This window comes from Streptomyces venezuelae, assembly GCF_008642315.1.
GTDB lineage: Bacteria > Actinomycetota > Actinomycetes > Streptomycetales > Streptomycetaceae > Streptomyces > Streptomyces venezuelae_D.
Map to the genome: position 1 here is coordinate 3,619,991 of NZ_CP029192.1, position 13,434 is coordinate 3,633,424.

The window sequence follows — 13,434 nt, forward strand, 5'->3', positions numbered from 1 at the left end:
GGGAGCGGGAGACATGTTCGGCACCAAACCGGAACTGATGGTGATCGCCCTGCGCGACACGGACGTGGTCGCCGCCGAGCTGCGCGAAGCGCTCGCCACGGCCGACGAGCGGGAGCGCCCGGGGCTGGAACGCGCGGCGGAGCTCCTCGCCCGCGCCGCCGCCGTCCCGGACGCCGAGGTGCGCGGCCGCTGGGCCCTGCGCCGGATCACCGACGCCGGGTGCACGGGCCCCGCCGATTCGGTCCAGGCGGTCAAGGCCCTGCGCCGGGCCGAGCCGGGCCTGAGCCTGGTGTCGGCGGTGCAGCTGTCCAAGGAGGCGGCGGCGATCCAGGCCGCGTAGCCGCGAGATGCGGGCTACACAGCCGCGAGGAGCTCCCGCGCGCACGCGCGCAGCCACGCGTGCGCCGGGTCCGCGTCGTGGCGGGGGTGCCAGGCCATGCCCAGCGGGAGGGACGGCAGGTCCACCGGGACCTCGAAGGTGACCAGGCCCAAGGCCTCCGAGAGCGGGCGGGTCCAGGACGCGGCCAGCCCCACCAGGTCCGTGCGCAGCAGCACGAAGACGGACGACGAGAACGTCGCCATGCTGCCCACCACCCGTCTGTCCAGGCCGAGTTCGGCGAGCGCGGCGTCCAGCGGCCCCGACAGGCGCCCTCGGCGCGAGACGTTCACATGATCGGCCGCGGCGAACCGGCGGGCCGTCAACTCGCCCTCCAGCAGGGGGTGCCCGGGCCGTGCCATGCCGATCATCCGATCCTCGCGGATCTTCTCCACGAGCACCTCGGGCGCCGTCGTGTCGATCACGCCGAGCTCCAGATCGGCGGTGCCCTGCCGCAGCATGGGTTCGTCGACGTGACTCTCGCCGAGGAAGCGCAGACGCACGCCGGGGGCCTCCTCGGCGGCGCGGGCGAAGAGCTCGGGGCCGTACGCGGCGGCGATCGCGTCGGAGCCGAGGATCGAGAGGGTGCGGGAGACCGTGTGCAGGTCGACGGCGCCCGGCCCGGCGAAGAGCGCACGGGCCCGCTCGACCACCGCGCTCACCTCGGCCTGCACGGCCAGCGCGTGCGGCGTCGGCACCATCTGCCGCCCGGCCCGCACGAGGACGGGGTCGCCGAGAGCCTTGCGGATACGGCCGAGCGTGCGGCTCATCGCCGGCTCCGACAGATGCAGCCTGCGAGCCGCGCCCGACACGCTCTGCTCCTCGAGGAGGACGTCGAGAGCGACCAGCAGATTGAGATCGAGTCCGGCCGCACCACTGGATTGCGTCACACGCATCAATCCCTTGCGAAAGTTGCACTGGAAAGCAAGTCGAGGGCGAGCCTACGGTGACAGGGCATCCCACACCACGACGCTCCCGAGGAGGAGCCTTGCCCTCGCCTGCCCTGAAACCTGCCCTGCGGCCTCCGACTCCGGCGGCCCCGCCCGCACCCGCGAAGCCCGCCCCGTCCCCCCTGAAGCGGACGACGCTGTTCACCCTCTGCGCCTGCGTCCTCGTCGCACAGGGCATGGTCGCCGCCATCAACCTCCTCGTCCCCCAGCTGAGCTCGTCAGGACTGCACCCCTCGCCGAGCGAACTCCTGTGGACGGTCGACGCGTACGTCATCGTCTTCGCGGGGCTCCTCATCCCGGCCGGCGCGCTCGGCGACCGGTACGGCCGCAAGGGCGCGCTGCTCACGGGACTCGGCCTCTTCGCCGCGGGCGCGACCGTCAGCGCGCTCGCCGTCTCCCCCGCGATGCTGATCGCCGGACGCGGTGTCTCCGGCGCGGGCGCCGCGCTGGTCATGCCCGCGACCATGTCGATCCTGATGCGCGTCGCCTCGCAGGAGGAACGGCCGCGCGCCGTCGCCTCCTGGACGCTCGCCGCCGGGCTCGGCGGCCTCACGGGCAACGTCGGCGGCGGCTTCGTCGGCCAGTACCTGTCCTGGCGTGCGCTGTTCTGGGTGGTGGTGCCGCTCGCCGCGCTGCTCGCCCTCGCCGTGGCACGGGTGGTGCCCCGTACGGACAAGGCGGTCAAGGCCCCCGCCCTGGACCCCCTCGGCACGCTCCTGCTCACCGGCGGTCTGCTCGCGCTGCTCTTCGGCATCATCGAGAGCCCGATGTACGGCTGGACGTCCGCGCGCATCCTGGCCGCGTTCGCGATCGGCGCGGCCCTCGTCGCGCTCTTCGTCACGCACGCCCTGCGCTCGCGCGCCCCGCTCTTCGACCCGCGGGTCTTCGCCGCGCCGCGGCTGCGCGCCGCGACCCTCGGCACGGCCGTGAGCTTCTTCGGTCTCTTCTCGCTCTTCTACGTCAACTCGCAGTACCTGCAGTACGAGAAGGGGTACGGCGCCGCGCGCGCCGGCCTCGCGATCATCCCGCTCACCATCGGCATGGTGCTCGTGCCCAAGCTCGCCGCGCGCCTGCCGGGACCCCCGCGTGCGGTGGCGGGCGGCGGCCTGCTCCTGATCGGCCTCGGCCTGCTCGGCGCGTCCACCGCGAACGGCTCGACGCCCTACGCGCTCTACGCCTGCTGGCTCCTGGTCATCTCGGCGGGCACGGGCCTGTGCATGCCCACGCTCACACTGAGCGTCGTCGGCTCGCTCCCGCCCCACCAGGCGGGCCTCGGTTCCGGGCTCAGCACCTCGGCCCGCGAGGTCGGCGCCGCGCTCGGCGTGGCCGTGACCGGCACGACCCTGGCCTCGCACGCCTCGGGCGGCTTCCTCGGCGGCATGGAGGCGGCGCTGCGCATCGTGTCGTTCGTGGTGATCGCCGCGGCGGCGGTGGTCACGCTCGGGTACGGCAAGAAGCCGTGACCGCCACCGGAGAACACGCGACCGCCCCGGCAGGGATCTGCCGGGGCGGTCGCGCGGACGTCATACGGCTCGGACGAGCCCGGGACGTCGGCTCAGATGAGGCCGAGACCGCGCACGGCCTCGCGCTCCTCGGTGAGCTCCTGCACGGAGGCGTCGATGCGCGTACGCGAGAACTCGTTGATCTCCAGGCCCTGGACGATCTCGTACTTGCCGTCCTTGGTGGTGACGGGGAAGGACGAGATGAGGCCCTCGGGAACGCCGTACGAACCGTCCGACGGGATGCCCATGGAGGTCCAGTCGCCCTCGGCCGTGCCGTTGACCCACGTGTGGACGTGGTCGATGGCGGCGTTGGCTGCGGAGGCGGCCGACGAGGCGCCACGGGCCTCGATGATCGCGGCACCGCGCTTGGCGACGGTCGGGATGAAGGTGTCGGCGAGCCAGGCCTGGTCGCCCACGACCTCGGCGGCGTTCTTGCCGGCGATCTCCGCGTGGAAGATGTCCGGGTACTGGGTGGCCGAGTGGTTGCCCCAGATGGTGAGGCGCTTGATGTCGGCGACCGAGGAGCCGGTCTTCTTCGCGAGCTGCGAGAGCGCGCGGTTGTGGTCCAGGCGGGTCATCGCGGTGAAGCGCTCGGCCGGTACGTCCGGGGCGGCGGCCTGCGCGATGAGCGCGTTGGTGTTGGCGGGGTTGCCGACGACCAGGACCTTGATGTCGTCCGCGGCGTGGTCGTTGATGGCCTTGCCCTGCGGCTTGAAGATGCCGCCGTTGGCCTCGAGGAGGTCACCGCGCTCCATGCCCTTGGTGCGCGGGCGGGCGCCGACGAGCAGGGCGACGTTGGCGCCGTCGAAGGCGACGTTCGGGTCGTCGCTGATCTCGATCGAGTTCAGCAGCGGGAAGGCGCAGTCGTCGAGCTCCATGGCGGTGCCCTCGGCGGCCTTGAGCGCCGGCGTGATCTCGAGAAGGCGCAGGTTGACCGGCACGTCCGCGCCGAGCAGGTGGCCCGAGGCGATGCGGAAGAGCAGCGCGTAGCCGATCTGGCCGGCCGCGCCGGTGACGGTGACATTCACGGGAGTGCGGGTCATGGCGATCTCCGTAAGACAGCTGGCGGTGGGGTCCCTGGTCGCTTCCGCGGATCCCCTTGTTCCTGGATCCCCGCCGACACCGCGTCGAGTCCTCGATCGCCTCTCGATGATCGATCTCTTGGCATCAAGAGAGATCCGCCGTCAGGCTATCGCGCCCCGGCCACCCCTGGCCGCCGGGTCGGTGTGGCCCGGCCCACAGCTCCGGCCGCCCCCAAAAAAAGGGGGGCGGCCGCCACGAGGGGGGGGGGAGCGTGGCGGCCGCCGTGGGGGTGTGACCACTCCCGTGGGGGTACGGTTCGCCTGCCCTCGGAGTCACGTGTCATGCCCCCAAATTCTCAACTTTCTTCCCTGCACCCCAACTCACCCCGCTGACCAGCGACTTCGCCCGCGAATCGCCACTGGGACGGTTACGCGGTGCAGCCCGTCCTGCCGGTCGTGAGTGTCGCGCACGCCTTCGCGGCCGTCCCCGACTCGGCGGCCACCATCGGCGTGTACGCGTCGAAGTCCTCGTTCACCGTGCTGTTCTGCTTGGCCCCGGCACCGCCGCCCGGCCCCGTGATCGTCAGCTCGTCCCCCGGCGTGGCCTGGGTGATCCGCGCCCACGCGGCGCCGCACACCTTGCTGTACCGCACCTCGACCAGGGTCTGCCCGATCGTCGCCCGCGCCGTCGTCTTCGCCAGCTCACCGCCGCAGCCCATGTTCTCGGGGTCCTTGCCCGCGCAGGCCTTGCCGCTGCACTCGACCCCGGCGGGCAGGTCCGTGTCCTTCTTGGTCGGCGTCACGGACGGCTTCGCCTTGTCGTCACCCTTGTCGTCGCCGCCGAACCCGGTCATGAAGACCGCGGCGGCGATGACCACGAGGGCCCCGACTATGCCCGCGAGGAACATCGTCAGCTTCCGGCGCCGCCGCTGCCTGTCGGGCGATCCCGCGGGACCGCCGGGACCTGCGGGCGCGCCCGGACCTCCGGGGCCTCCGGGGCTCCCGGCCGCGCCGAAGGCGGACGCCGAGACGTCACCGTACGAGCTGGACGCCCCGTACGAACCGACCGAGGGCGGCCCCACCGTGGGCGACACCCCGGCAGGACCCGCCACCCCGGTCACCGGCCCGGCACCACCGCCGGAGCCGTTGCGCGCCGCGCCCCTGCCCCCGGGGGCAGGCGGCTGCGGAGACGGCTGCCCGGGGTAGGAGGGCTGCGAAGGCGGCGACGGCCACGGGGAGGGCGCGTTCCCGGCCGCCTTCCGCCCCGGGGCCCGGCCGCCCGGCGCTTGGCCGCCCGGCGCTGGCACACCCGGGGCCTGCGCACCCGGGGCCTGCCCGCCCGGTGCTTGCACACCCGGGGCTTGCGCACCCGGCGCCGTCCGGCCCGGCGCCTGCCGGTCCCGCGTCGCGTCCTGCGTCACGTCCTGCTTCGCGTCCTGCTGCGCGCCCCGCTTCGCGTCCTGCTGCGCGTCCCGCTTGCCCTCGGTCTTCCCAGGCCTGGGCGCCTTGGGCGCCTTCGGCGTCTTCCCGGGCGCTCCCTTGCCGTCCGCCTTGCCGGACCCGCTCATCGGGTCGGGGCCCGTCTCCCCCAGCGCGGCCCGTGCCTGCGAGATGCGGATCGCCTGCATCGTCATGTCGTGCCGCATCTCGGAGCGGCTCCACGCCCGCTCCGCGAGCTCCCACATGGTGATGAGGTGCACCGGCGGCGTCCCGGTCACCTCGGCCAGCGCGACGATCGCCCCCTTGGGCGCGAGCAGCCGCCCGTTCAGATAGCGCTCCCACGACGTCTTGCTGTAGCCGGTCCTGTCGGACACCGCCGCGATGCTCAGCCCGCTGCGGTCGACCAGCCTGCGCAGCTGGCCGGCGAACTCCCTGACCTCCGGGTCGAGCTCGTCCGGTAGCGCCTTCCAACGAGGCATTGCTCCCCCTCATCCCCCCGTGCGTTCCTGTTCTGCCCCCGCGCCGTCCCCGCGTCGACCCCGCGCCGTCCCTGGACTACCCAGTGGGATGCGCGGAGCCGGGATGTCAGTTCCCGGGCGAGAGGCGCACGGGAGCATTCGGGCCACCGGCGGCGCTGCCGCACTCCCCGCACTGCCCGCGGTCAGGCCCAGTCTCCCACCGCGGCACCCCTCCACGATGCGGAACCCCGGGCACCGGCCGAGACCTCCCGAACCTTCCGGAATGCATGATTCGCCCCACGTCACCCGTTGCGGAATGGTCACCTCCGTGCCACAGGGATCAACACCCCTTGATCACACTTGGCGGGTCCATGACTCTGGTCGAGCCCGAACGGCGGTGCCCGTCCTCTCTCGGGGGTGAGGACGGGCACCGTCCCCGAAAGGGCGATGTCGGCCGTTTCCCGCATGTCTTGCGGCCTTGGGAACCCACGTACTCGGCAGAGTCGGTCTGCGGCATCCGCAGCCGCACCTCCGAAGAGAATCCAAGGAGCCCGACATGAAGCACCGTCAGCGCCTCGCCGGCGGCGTCCTCGCCGCAGCCGCCCTCCTGGGCGCCACCCTGGCGACGCCCCCCGCCGCGTCGGCGACGTCCGGCACCGCCCCCGCGTGCGTGAAGCGGGACGTCGTCAAGCACCGCAAGTACGTGAAGGTGACCAACCTCTGCGGTCAGGCCATGCACCTGAAGGTCGTCATCGACTGGGGCAGCGACTCGCCGTGCCTGACGTACCAGAACAAGGAGCAGTGGGAGTGGAACTGGGGCCGCGGCTCCTACGGCAAGGTCGTCACCTGCTGATCAGAACGTGATCATCGGCCGTTCCCCGGCCCCGCCCCCGGCGTCACGAGCCCCGTCTCGTACGCCACCACCACCGCCTGCGCCCTGCTGTCCAGGTCGAGCTTGCTCATCGTGCGGTTGAGGTGGGTCTTGACCGTGGCCTCGCTGATGTAGAGCCGCTCCGCGATCTCCGCGTTGGTGAGGCCGCCCGCGATCAGCTTCAGGACCTCCACCTCGCGCAGGGTCAGCGCCCCGAGGTCGGGCGGCGGCTCCGCGTCGTCGGCGCCGGGACCCGCCGTCTGCCGGGCGAACGCCTCGACGAGCCGCCGCGTCACGCTCGGCGCGAAGAGCGCGTCGCCGCCGCCGACCGCCGCCACGGCCGCGAGCAGCCGTTCGGGCCCCGAGTCCTTGAGCAGGAAACCGGACGCACCGGCGCGCAACGCCCCGTACACGTACTCGTCGAGGTCGAACGTCGTCAGGACCAGCACGCGCGGCGCCGGTTCGCCCGCCTGTCCAAGGATCTTCTCGGTGGCGGTGATGCCGTTCATGCCCGGCATCCGGATGTCCATGAGGACGACGTCGGGGCGGGTCTGCGCGGCGAGCGCCACGGCCTCCTCGCCGTCGCCCGCCTCCCCCACGACCTCGACGCCGGGCGCGGCGCGCAGCAGCCCCACCAGCCCCGCGCGGATGAGGAACTGGTCGTCGACGACGAGCACCCTGATACGTGAGCTCATCCGGTCACCCGGCTCATTCCGTTGCGTCGTCCCCCCGCGCCGCGGCCCGCGCCGAGGTCGGCAGGGTGAGTCGCACGGCGAACCCCCCCTCGCTCAGCGGGCCGATACTGATCGCCCCGCCGTAGAGCTTGGCCCGCTCCCGCATCCCAATCAAGCCGTGTCCACTGCCCGTCCGCACTCTGTCCTGAATCACCCCCTGCCCGTCATCGGTGACCGAGACCTCGATGTGCCCGCGCCGGTAAGCGAGTTCGACGGTCGCGGCGGCTCCGCGGGCGTGTTTCAGTACGTTGGTCAGCGCCTCCTGCACCACGCGGTACGCGCACAGTTCGATACCGGGCGCCACCGGCCGCGGTGTCCCCGTGACCCGCAGTTCGACGGGGACTCCCCCCGCGCGGACCCGCTCGACCATCTCGTCCAGGCGGGCCAGACCCGGCATCGGGGCCGCGGGCTCGTCGCCGGTGTGCTCGCCGTCCTCGGCGCGCAGGACGCGCAGCATGCGGCGGAGCTCTTCGAGTGCCTCGCCGCTGGTCCCGGATATGGTGCCGAGCGCCGCGCGCGCGGTCGCCGGGTCGGAGCCGAAGACGAACGTCGCGAGGCCCGCCTGCACGGAGATCACCGACATGTGGTGGGCGACCACGTCGTGCAGTTCGCGCGCGATGCGTCCACGTTCCTCCGCGACCTCGCGGCGGGCCCGCTCGTCCTGCTCGCGCTTCAACTGCCGGGCCAGTTCGGCCGACCGGCGTGCGACGTACCCGAAGCGCCACAGGACGAGGGAGAAGCCGACGGCCTGGCCGACGACGGACGGCATCGACGCGCCCTCGCTGATCGCGCCGGCGTAGATCCACAGGGTGGCCATCAGCGCGGCGCAGGCGAGGGAGACGCGTGGGGAGCGCAGGGAGGCGACCGTGTAGACGGTGAGCATGGGGCCGAACGTGCCGACCACTGGCCAGTAGCCGACGGTGACGTAGACGAACCACGCCAGATGGACGACGAGCAAGACGGTGAGCGGGGCCCTGCCGCGGACCGCGACCGGCAGGCAGACCAGCGCGACCAGCGCGTATCCCAGGGGGTCGAGGGCGATCCAGCCCTGTTTGACGGACTCCTGGCCGAGCAGCACGGCGACCGTGGTCAGGGCGACCGCGATCAATGCGTCGACAGCGAGGGGGCGGATCCGCATCGCCGCAGCGTAACGCGCATATGGGGGCCGGAACGTCAACCAGCCGCGGTACCGCGGAAGTTGTAGGAACCGGCCGTATACCGCCGCGGGAGCAGGGGGAGTTACAACCAGGACGGGACGACGTGAGGGACGGGGCGCCCGTAGTTTGTGGGACCAGCACCACAGGACCGCGGCCGTCGGGAGACCGCACGGGGGAAGGCCCGGTCCGCACGGCGGTGGCCCGTCCCCTCGGGGGAGGACGGGCCACCATTCGGCACTGCGTCTGTCTAGATCGTGTAGTGCAGCGTGTCGTCCAGGAACGGAATCACCAGCCAGGGACTGGGCTGCGCCATCATCGCGAGGAGCGCGATGGCGACGCCGAGCACTCCGTACGTGACCATGTCCGTGAACCGCGAGCGGACGGCGAGCATCCCGACGTCCGGCAGCGCCCAGCGCAGCACGGCACCGCCGATGAGGGCGAGACCGATCAGCAGCGTGCCGACGCGGAACACGTCGAACGCGGTGAGCAGCAGCCCGAGTCCGACCAGCGAGACGACGCTGAGCAGCGGCCACTGCCGGGCCGGCGCGGGCGCGTCGCCCGCCGCGGCGCGGCCGCCGCCCTCGGGACGCGCGGTGTCCCGTGTGAACAGCGGGAAGCGGCGCGACACCTTCCGCGGCCGGCCGTCCGGGCCCGGCGCGCTGACCGCGCCCTTGGCCCGGGGAACGTCCGCGGCGCCGCCCGGTGCGGCTTCCGAGGTGCTGCCCGGCCCGGTTTCCGAGGCGCTGCCCGGTTCGGCTTCCGGGCCCGTGGTCTCGCTCATCACCCTCGTCCCTCTCCTGTTCGGCGCGCGGCTTCAGCGCGCGGCGCGTTCCGCGGCCTCGACGACGTTCACCAGGAGCTGGGCGCGGGTCATCGGGCCGACGCCGCCCGGGTTCGGGGAGATCCAGCCCGCGACCTCGGCGACGCCCGGGTGGACATCGCCGACGATCTTGCCGTTCTCGTCGCGCGAGACGCCCACGTCCAGGACGGCGGCGCCCGGCTTCACGTCCTCGGGCTTGATCAGGTGCGGCACGCCCGCGGCGGCCACGATGATGTCCGCCCGCCTGAGGTGGGCGGCGAGGTCACGGGTGCCGGTGTGGCACTGGGTGACCGTGGCGTTCTCGGACTTGCGGGTGAGCAGGAGCGGCATGGGCCTGCCGATGGTGACGCCGCGGCCGACCACGACGACCTCGGCGCCCTTGATCTCCACGTCGTGCTGCCGGAGCAGCCGGATGATGCCGTACGGGGTGCAGGGCAGCGGCGCCGGCTCGTTCAGGACGAGCCGGCCGAGGTTCATCGGGTGCAGGCCGTCGGCGTCCTTGTCCGGGTCCATGAGTTCCAGGACGCGGTTCTCGTCGATGCCCTTGGGGAGCGGGAGCTGGACGATGTATCCGGTGCAGGCCGGGTCCTCGTTGAGCTCGCGGACGACCGCCTCGATCTCCTCCTGGGAGGCGGTGGCGGGCAGTTCGCGCTGGATGGAGGCGATGCCGACCTGCGCGCAGTCACGGTGCTTCCCCGCGACGTACTTCTGGCTGCCCGGGTCGTCGCCGACCAGGACGGTACCGAGTCCGGGCGTGACGCCCTTCTCCTTCAGGGCCGCCACGCGGGCGGTCAGTTCGGACTTGATCGCGGCTGCGGTGGCCTTGCCATCGAGAATCTGGGCGGTCATGCCCCCATCTTCCCGGATGAGACCCGCCCGGTACCAATCAGGGCGCCCCCCGGCGCGACCGCGGTCACCCGCCGGGTCCGCTGGGCCATTTCAGCCGCTGATCAGCGAGGTTGCACTTGCACAACACATACCGAATGTGACTGGACAAATAAGCCAGGCCTAAAGAACGATGAGCGGCACAGTGCCGCGGGCAGTGTCGGGGGGACGGACCGCATCTGTAGAACCTTCCTCCGTGGTGTGCCGCGTCGTCCCCGCACCACCCGACGGAGGAAGACCGCCATGAGTTACGGCGACCCGAACAACCCATACGGGCAGCCGCCCCAGCAGCCCCCGGCCGCTCCCGGATACGGCTACCCCCAGCAGGGCCCGCCCGGCGTCCCGCCGCAGCAGCCCTACGGCTACCCGCAGCAGCCGGCGTACCCCGGCTACCCGGGCGGCAACATGATGCAGCAGTCGATGCCGGGTCTGATGATGACCGCTCGTGTGTTCCTGTTCATCGTCGCCGCGGTGCAGGTCCTCATCGGCATCTTCGCGATCTTCGCTGCCGCCACCGTCAACGACGCCTCGGACGCGGCGTCCGACACCTTCGGGGACAACGAGTTCTCCGACATCGGGCAGGACTCCGCCGCCATCATCCTGGTCGTCGCCCTGCTCTTCCTCGGGCTCGCCGCGCTGTCCATCACGCTCGGCGTGAAGTTCTCGAAGGGGGGCCAGGGCATTCGCATCACCACCATGGTGTACGGCATCCTCGGCGCCCTGTTCGGGGTGCTCATCCTGATCGGTTCGGCCGACGCCGACACGACCGTGGGACTGGTCTGGGCCCTGCTCTGGATAGGTTTCGGCGGGATCATGGCCGCGGCGATGATCGCCCCTTCGGGCGCCGCCTGGTTCAACCGCCCGCGCTACTGAGCGAGTCGGGTACGTACGACGGTGGCCGCGCCCCTGCGAGGGGCGCGGCCACCGTCGTTCTCACATCAGGTCAGGTCAGTGGAAGAAGTGCCGCGTCCCCGTGAAGTACATCGTGACGCCCGCCTTCTTCGCCGCCTCGACCACCAGCTCGTCACGGACCGAACCGCCCGGCTGCACCACGGCCTTGACGCCCGCGGCCGTCAGGATCTCCAGGCCGTCGGGGAAGGGGAAGAACGCGTCGGACGCGGCGTAGGAGCCGCGGGCCCGCTCCTCGCCCGCCCGCTCGACGGCAAGCTTCGCGGAGTCGACGCGGTTGACCTGGCCCATGCCGACGCCGACGGACGCGCCGTCCTTGGCGAGCAGGATCGCGTTGGACTTGACCGCGCGGGACGCCTTCCAGGCGAAGGCCAGCTCGGCGAGCTCGCCCGCGTTGAGCGCGTCGCCCGTGGCGAGCGTCCAGTTGGCGGGGTTGTCGCCGTCGGCCTGGAGGCGGTCGGTGACCTGGAGCAGCGCGCCGCCGTCGATCTGCTTGACCTCGACCGCGTTGGACGGCGCCCGATGGGCCCGCAGGACGCGGATGTTCTTCTTCTTGGTGAGGACGTCGAGGGCGCCGTCCTCGTACTCCGGCGCGACGATGACCTCGGTGAAGATCTCGGCGACCTGCTCCGCCATCTCCTTGGAGACCGGGCGGTTCACGGCGATGACGCCGCCGAACGCGGAGAGCGGGTCGCAGGCGTGCGCCTTGCGGTGCGCCTCGGCGACGCTCGCGCCGATCGCGATGCCGCACGGGTTGGCGTGCTTGATGATCGCGACGCAGGGCTCGTCGTGGTCGTACGCGGCGCGGCGCGCGGCATCCGTGTCCGTGAAGTTGTTGTACGACATCTCCTTGCCGTGCAGCTGCTCGGCCTCGGCGAGACCGCCCGTGCCGTCGACGTAGAGAGCGGCGCCCTGGTGGGGGTTCTCGCCGTAGCGGAGGACGTTCTTGCGCTCGTACGTGGCGCCGAGGAAGCCGGGGTGGCCCGACTCGTCCGCCGCGGCGTAACCGTCCGCGAACCAGCTCGCCACCGCCACGTCGTACGCGGCCGTGTGCTGGAACGCTTCTCCGGCGAGCCGCTTGCGCGCGGTCAGGTCGAAGCCGCCGGCCTTGACCGCGGCGAGCACGTCGGCGTACCGCTTCGGGTCGGTGACGACCGCGACCGAGGGGTGGTTCTTGGCGGCGGCGCGGACCATGGACGGGCCGCCGATGTCGATCTGCTCGACGCACTCGTCGGGGGTGGCCCCGGAGGCGACGGTCTCCTTGAAGGGGTAGAGGTTCACGACGACGAGCTGGAAGGGCTCGACGCCGAGCTCGGCGAGCTGGCGCCGGTGGTCCTCCAGGCGCAGGTCGGCGAGGATGCCGGCGTGGACCTTCGGGTGCAGGGTCTTGACCCGGCCGTCCAGGCACTCGGGGAAACCGGTGAGCTCCTCGACCTTGGTGACGGGCACCCCGGCGGCGGCGATCTTCGAGGCGGTCGAACCGGTGGAGACGAGCTCGACGCCCGCCTCGTGCAGCCCGCGCGCGAGCTCTTCCAGGCCGGTCTTGTCGTAGACGCTGACGAGCGCACGCTTGATGGGGCGCTGTGCGTCGTTCGCGTTCGCGGCGTTCGCGTTCGCAGGGTTCGTAGCTTCGGCGGTCACGGGATAAGAACCTTTCGTCCCTCAATGCGGTAGCCGTGCCGGGCCAGACGCCCCACGACATCGACGAGCAGCGTGCGCTCGACTTCCTTGATGCGCTCGTGCAGAGCGCTCTCGTCGTCCTCGTCCCGGACCTCGACCACGCCCTGGGCGATGATCGGGCCGGTGTCGACGCCGTCGTCGACGAAGTGGACGGTGCAGCCGGTGACCTTCACGCCGTACGCGAGCGCGTCGCGCGCGCCGTGGGCCCCCGGGAAACTGGGCAGCAGCGCGGGGTGCGTGTTCACGAACCGCCCGCCGAAGCGCGCGAGGAACTCCTTCCCCACGATCTTCATGAACCCGGCGGAGACCACCAGGTCGGGGTCGTGCGCGGCCGTCGCCTCGGCCAGGGCCGCGTCCCACTCGTCGCGGGTCGCGTGGTCCTTCACCCGGCAGACGAAGGTCGGGACGCCCGCGCGCTCGGCGCGCTCCAGGCCCGCGATGCCGTCGCGGTCGGCGCCGACGGCGACGATCTCGGCGCCGTAGCCCTCCGGGCCCTCGGCACGGATGGTGTCGAGCAGGGCCTGGAGATTCGTGCCCGAGCCGGACACCAGCACGACGAGACGCTTGACGGGGCGCTCGACTGGGCGCTCGGGGCGCGCGACCTCAGCGCTCTTGGCCACAGCGGGGCCC

The 13,434-nt window shown here is 72.2% G+C and carries 13 protein-coding genes; 4 read left to right on the forward strand and 9 right to left on the reverse strand.

Annotated features, from left to right (window positions below):
• Window positions 1-13: 13 nt before the first annotated feature.
• Complete coding sequence (locus DEJ48_RS15270; RefSeq protein WP_150216645.1) at window positions 14-340, forward strand: hypothetical protein; 327 nt, start codon at window positions 14-16, stop codon at window positions 338-340.
• A 14-nt stretch (window positions 341-354) separates the two neighbouring features.
• On the opposite strand, the gene DEJ48_RS15275 is transcribed toward DEJ48_RS15270, so the two are convergent.
• Window positions 355-1,272, reverse strand: coding sequence for a LysR family transcriptional regulator (locus DEJ48_RS15275; RefSeq protein ID WP_150216646.1), 918 nt, complete (start codon window positions 1,270-1,272; stop codon window positions 355-357).
• Between the two features lie 119 nt (window positions 1,273-1,391).
• On the opposite strand from DEJ48_RS15275, the gene DEJ48_RS15280 reads away from it, so the two are divergent.
• Window positions 1,392-2,789, forward strand: coding sequence for an MFS transporter (locus tag DEJ48_RS15280; protein WP_150221201.1), 1,398 nt, complete (start codon window positions 1,392-1,394; stop codon window positions 2,787-2,789).
• Between the two features lie 92 nt (window positions 2,790-2,881).
• Here the strand turns inward: DEJ48_RS15280 and DEJ48_RS15285 are convergent, their stop codons facing one another.
• Complete coding sequence (locus DEJ48_RS15285; protein ID WP_150216647.1) at window positions 2,882-3,871, reverse strand: malate dehydrogenase; 990 nt, start codon at window positions 3,869-3,871, stop codon at window positions 2,882-2,884.
• A gap of 407 nt (window positions 3,872-4,278) precedes the next feature.
• On the reverse strand, window positions 4,279-5,769 hold the full coding sequence (locus DEJ48_RS15290; protein WP_150216648.1) for an XRE family transcriptional regulator: 1,491 nt from the start codon (window positions 5,767-5,769) through the stop codon (window positions 4,279-4,281).
• A 535-nt stretch (window positions 5,770-6,304) separates the two neighbouring features.
• Here DEJ48_RS15290 and DEJ48_RS15295 point away from each other — a divergent pair.
• The gene (locus tag DEJ48_RS15295) at window positions 6,305-6,601 is read left to right on the forward strand and encodes a hypothetical protein (RefSeq protein WP_150216649.1); all 297 of its coding nucleotides are present in this window, start codon (window positions 6,305-6,307) and stop codon (window positions 6,599-6,601) included.
• Window positions 6,602-6,612: 11 nt separating this feature from the next.
• Here the strand turns inward: DEJ48_RS15295 and DEJ48_RS15300 are convergent, their stop codons facing one another.
• The 4 genes from DEJ48_RS15300 to DEJ48_RS15315 all read right to left on the reverse strand — a co-directional run bounded on the left by DEJ48_RS15300 (window position 6,613) and on the right by DEJ48_RS15315 (window position 10,179).
• Window positions 6,613-7,314 carry a response regulator gene (locus DEJ48_RS15300; protein ID WP_150216650.1) on the reverse strand — a complete coding sequence of 234 codons (702 nt, stop codon included), beginning with the start codon at window positions 7,312-7,314 and terminating at the stop codon, window positions 6,613-6,615.
• A 13-nt stretch (window positions 7,315-7,327) separates the two neighbouring features.
• Complete coding sequence (locus tag DEJ48_RS15305) at window positions 7,328-8,491, reverse strand: sensor histidine kinase (protein ID WP_150216651.1); 1,164 nt, start codon at window positions 8,489-8,491, stop codon at window positions 7,328-7,330.
• Window positions 8,492-8,757: 266 nt separating this feature from the next.
• Window positions 8,758-9,291 carry a DUF3017 domain-containing protein gene (locus tag DEJ48_RS15310; protein WP_150216652.1) on the reverse strand — a complete coding sequence of 178 codons (534 nt, stop codon included), beginning with the start codon at window positions 9,289-9,291 and terminating at the stop codon, window positions 8,758-8,760.
• 33 nt (window positions 9,292-9,324) lie between these two features.
• Window positions 9,325-10,179, reverse strand: coding sequence for a bifunctional methylenetetrahydrofolate dehydrogenase/methenyltetrahydrofolate cyclohydrolase (locus DEJ48_RS15315; protein ID WP_150216653.1), 855 nt, complete (start codon window positions 10,177-10,179; stop codon window positions 9,325-9,327).
• Window positions 10,180-10,458: 279 nt separating this feature from the next.
• Here DEJ48_RS15315 and DEJ48_RS15320 point away from each other — a divergent pair, with 279 nt between their 5' ends.
• On the forward strand, window positions 10,459-11,088 hold the full coding sequence (locus tag DEJ48_RS15320) for a hypothetical protein (protein ID WP_150216654.1): 630 nt from the start codon (window positions 10,459-10,461) through the stop codon (window positions 11,086-11,088).
• 75 nt (window positions 11,089-11,163) lie between these two features.
• Here the strand turns inward: DEJ48_RS15320 and purH are convergent, their stop codons facing one another.
• Window positions 11,164-12,765: a bifunctional phosphoribosylaminoimidazolecarboxamide formyltransferase/IMP cyclohydrolase gene (gene purH / locus DEJ48_RS15325; protein WP_150216655.1), complete on the reverse strand. Its 1,602-nt coding sequence runs from the start codon at window positions 12,763-12,765 to the stop codon at window positions 11,164-11,166.
• Window positions 12,762-13,424 carry a phosphoribosylglycinamide formyltransferase gene (purN, locus tag DEJ48_RS15330; protein ID WP_150216656.1) on the reverse strand — a complete coding sequence of 221 codons (663 nt, stop codon included), beginning with the start codon at window positions 13,422-13,424 and terminating at the stop codon, window positions 12,762-12,764. The genes purH and purN overlap by 4 nt, the downstream gene beginning before the upstream one ends.
• Between the last annotated feature and the right edge of the window lie 10 nt (window positions 13,425-13,434).

Bases quoted from the DNA above. Each gene is read 5' to 3' on its own strand.
- DEJ48_RS15275 (WP_150216646.1), bottom strand. From the start codon at position 1,272: ATGCGTGTGACGCAATCCAGTGGTGCGGCCGGACTCGATCTCAATCTG.
- DEJ48_RS15310 (WP_150216652.1), bottom strand. From the start codon at position 9,291: ATGAGCGAGACCACGGGCCCGGAAGCCGAACCGGGCAGCGCCTCGGAA.
- DEJ48_RS15300 (WP_150216650.1), bottom strand. From the start codon at position 7,314: ATGAGCTCACGTATCAGGGTGCTCGTCGTCGACGACCAGTTCCTCATC.
- DEJ48_RS15290 (WP_150216648.1), bottom strand. From the start codon at position 5,769: ATGCCTCGTTGGAAGGCGCTACCGGACGAGCTCGACCCGGAGGTCAGG.
- DEJ48_RS15320 (WP_150216654.1), top strand. From the start codon at position 10,459: ATGAGTTACGGCGACCCGAACAACCCATACGGGCAGCCGCCCCAGCAG.
- DEJ48_RS15270 (WP_150216645.1), top strand. From the start codon at position 14: ATGTTCGGCACCAAACCGGAACTGATGGTGATCGCCCTGCGCGACACG.
- DEJ48_RS15305 (WP_150216651.1), bottom strand. From the start codon at position 8,491: ATGCGGATCCGCCCCCTCGCTGTCGACGCATTGATCGCGGTCGCCCTG.
- DEJ48_RS15315 (WP_150216653.1), bottom strand. From the start codon at position 10,179: ATGACCGCCCAGATTCTCGATGGCAAGGCCACCGCAGCCGCGATCAAG.
- DEJ48_RS15285 (WP_150216647.1), bottom strand. From the start codon at position 3,871: ATGACCCGCACTCCCGTGAATGTCACCGTCACCGGCGCGGCCGGCCAG.
- DEJ48_RS15295 (WP_150216649.1), top strand. From the start codon at position 6,305: ATGAAGCACCGTCAGCGCCTCGCCGGCGGCGTCCTCGCCGCAGCCGCC.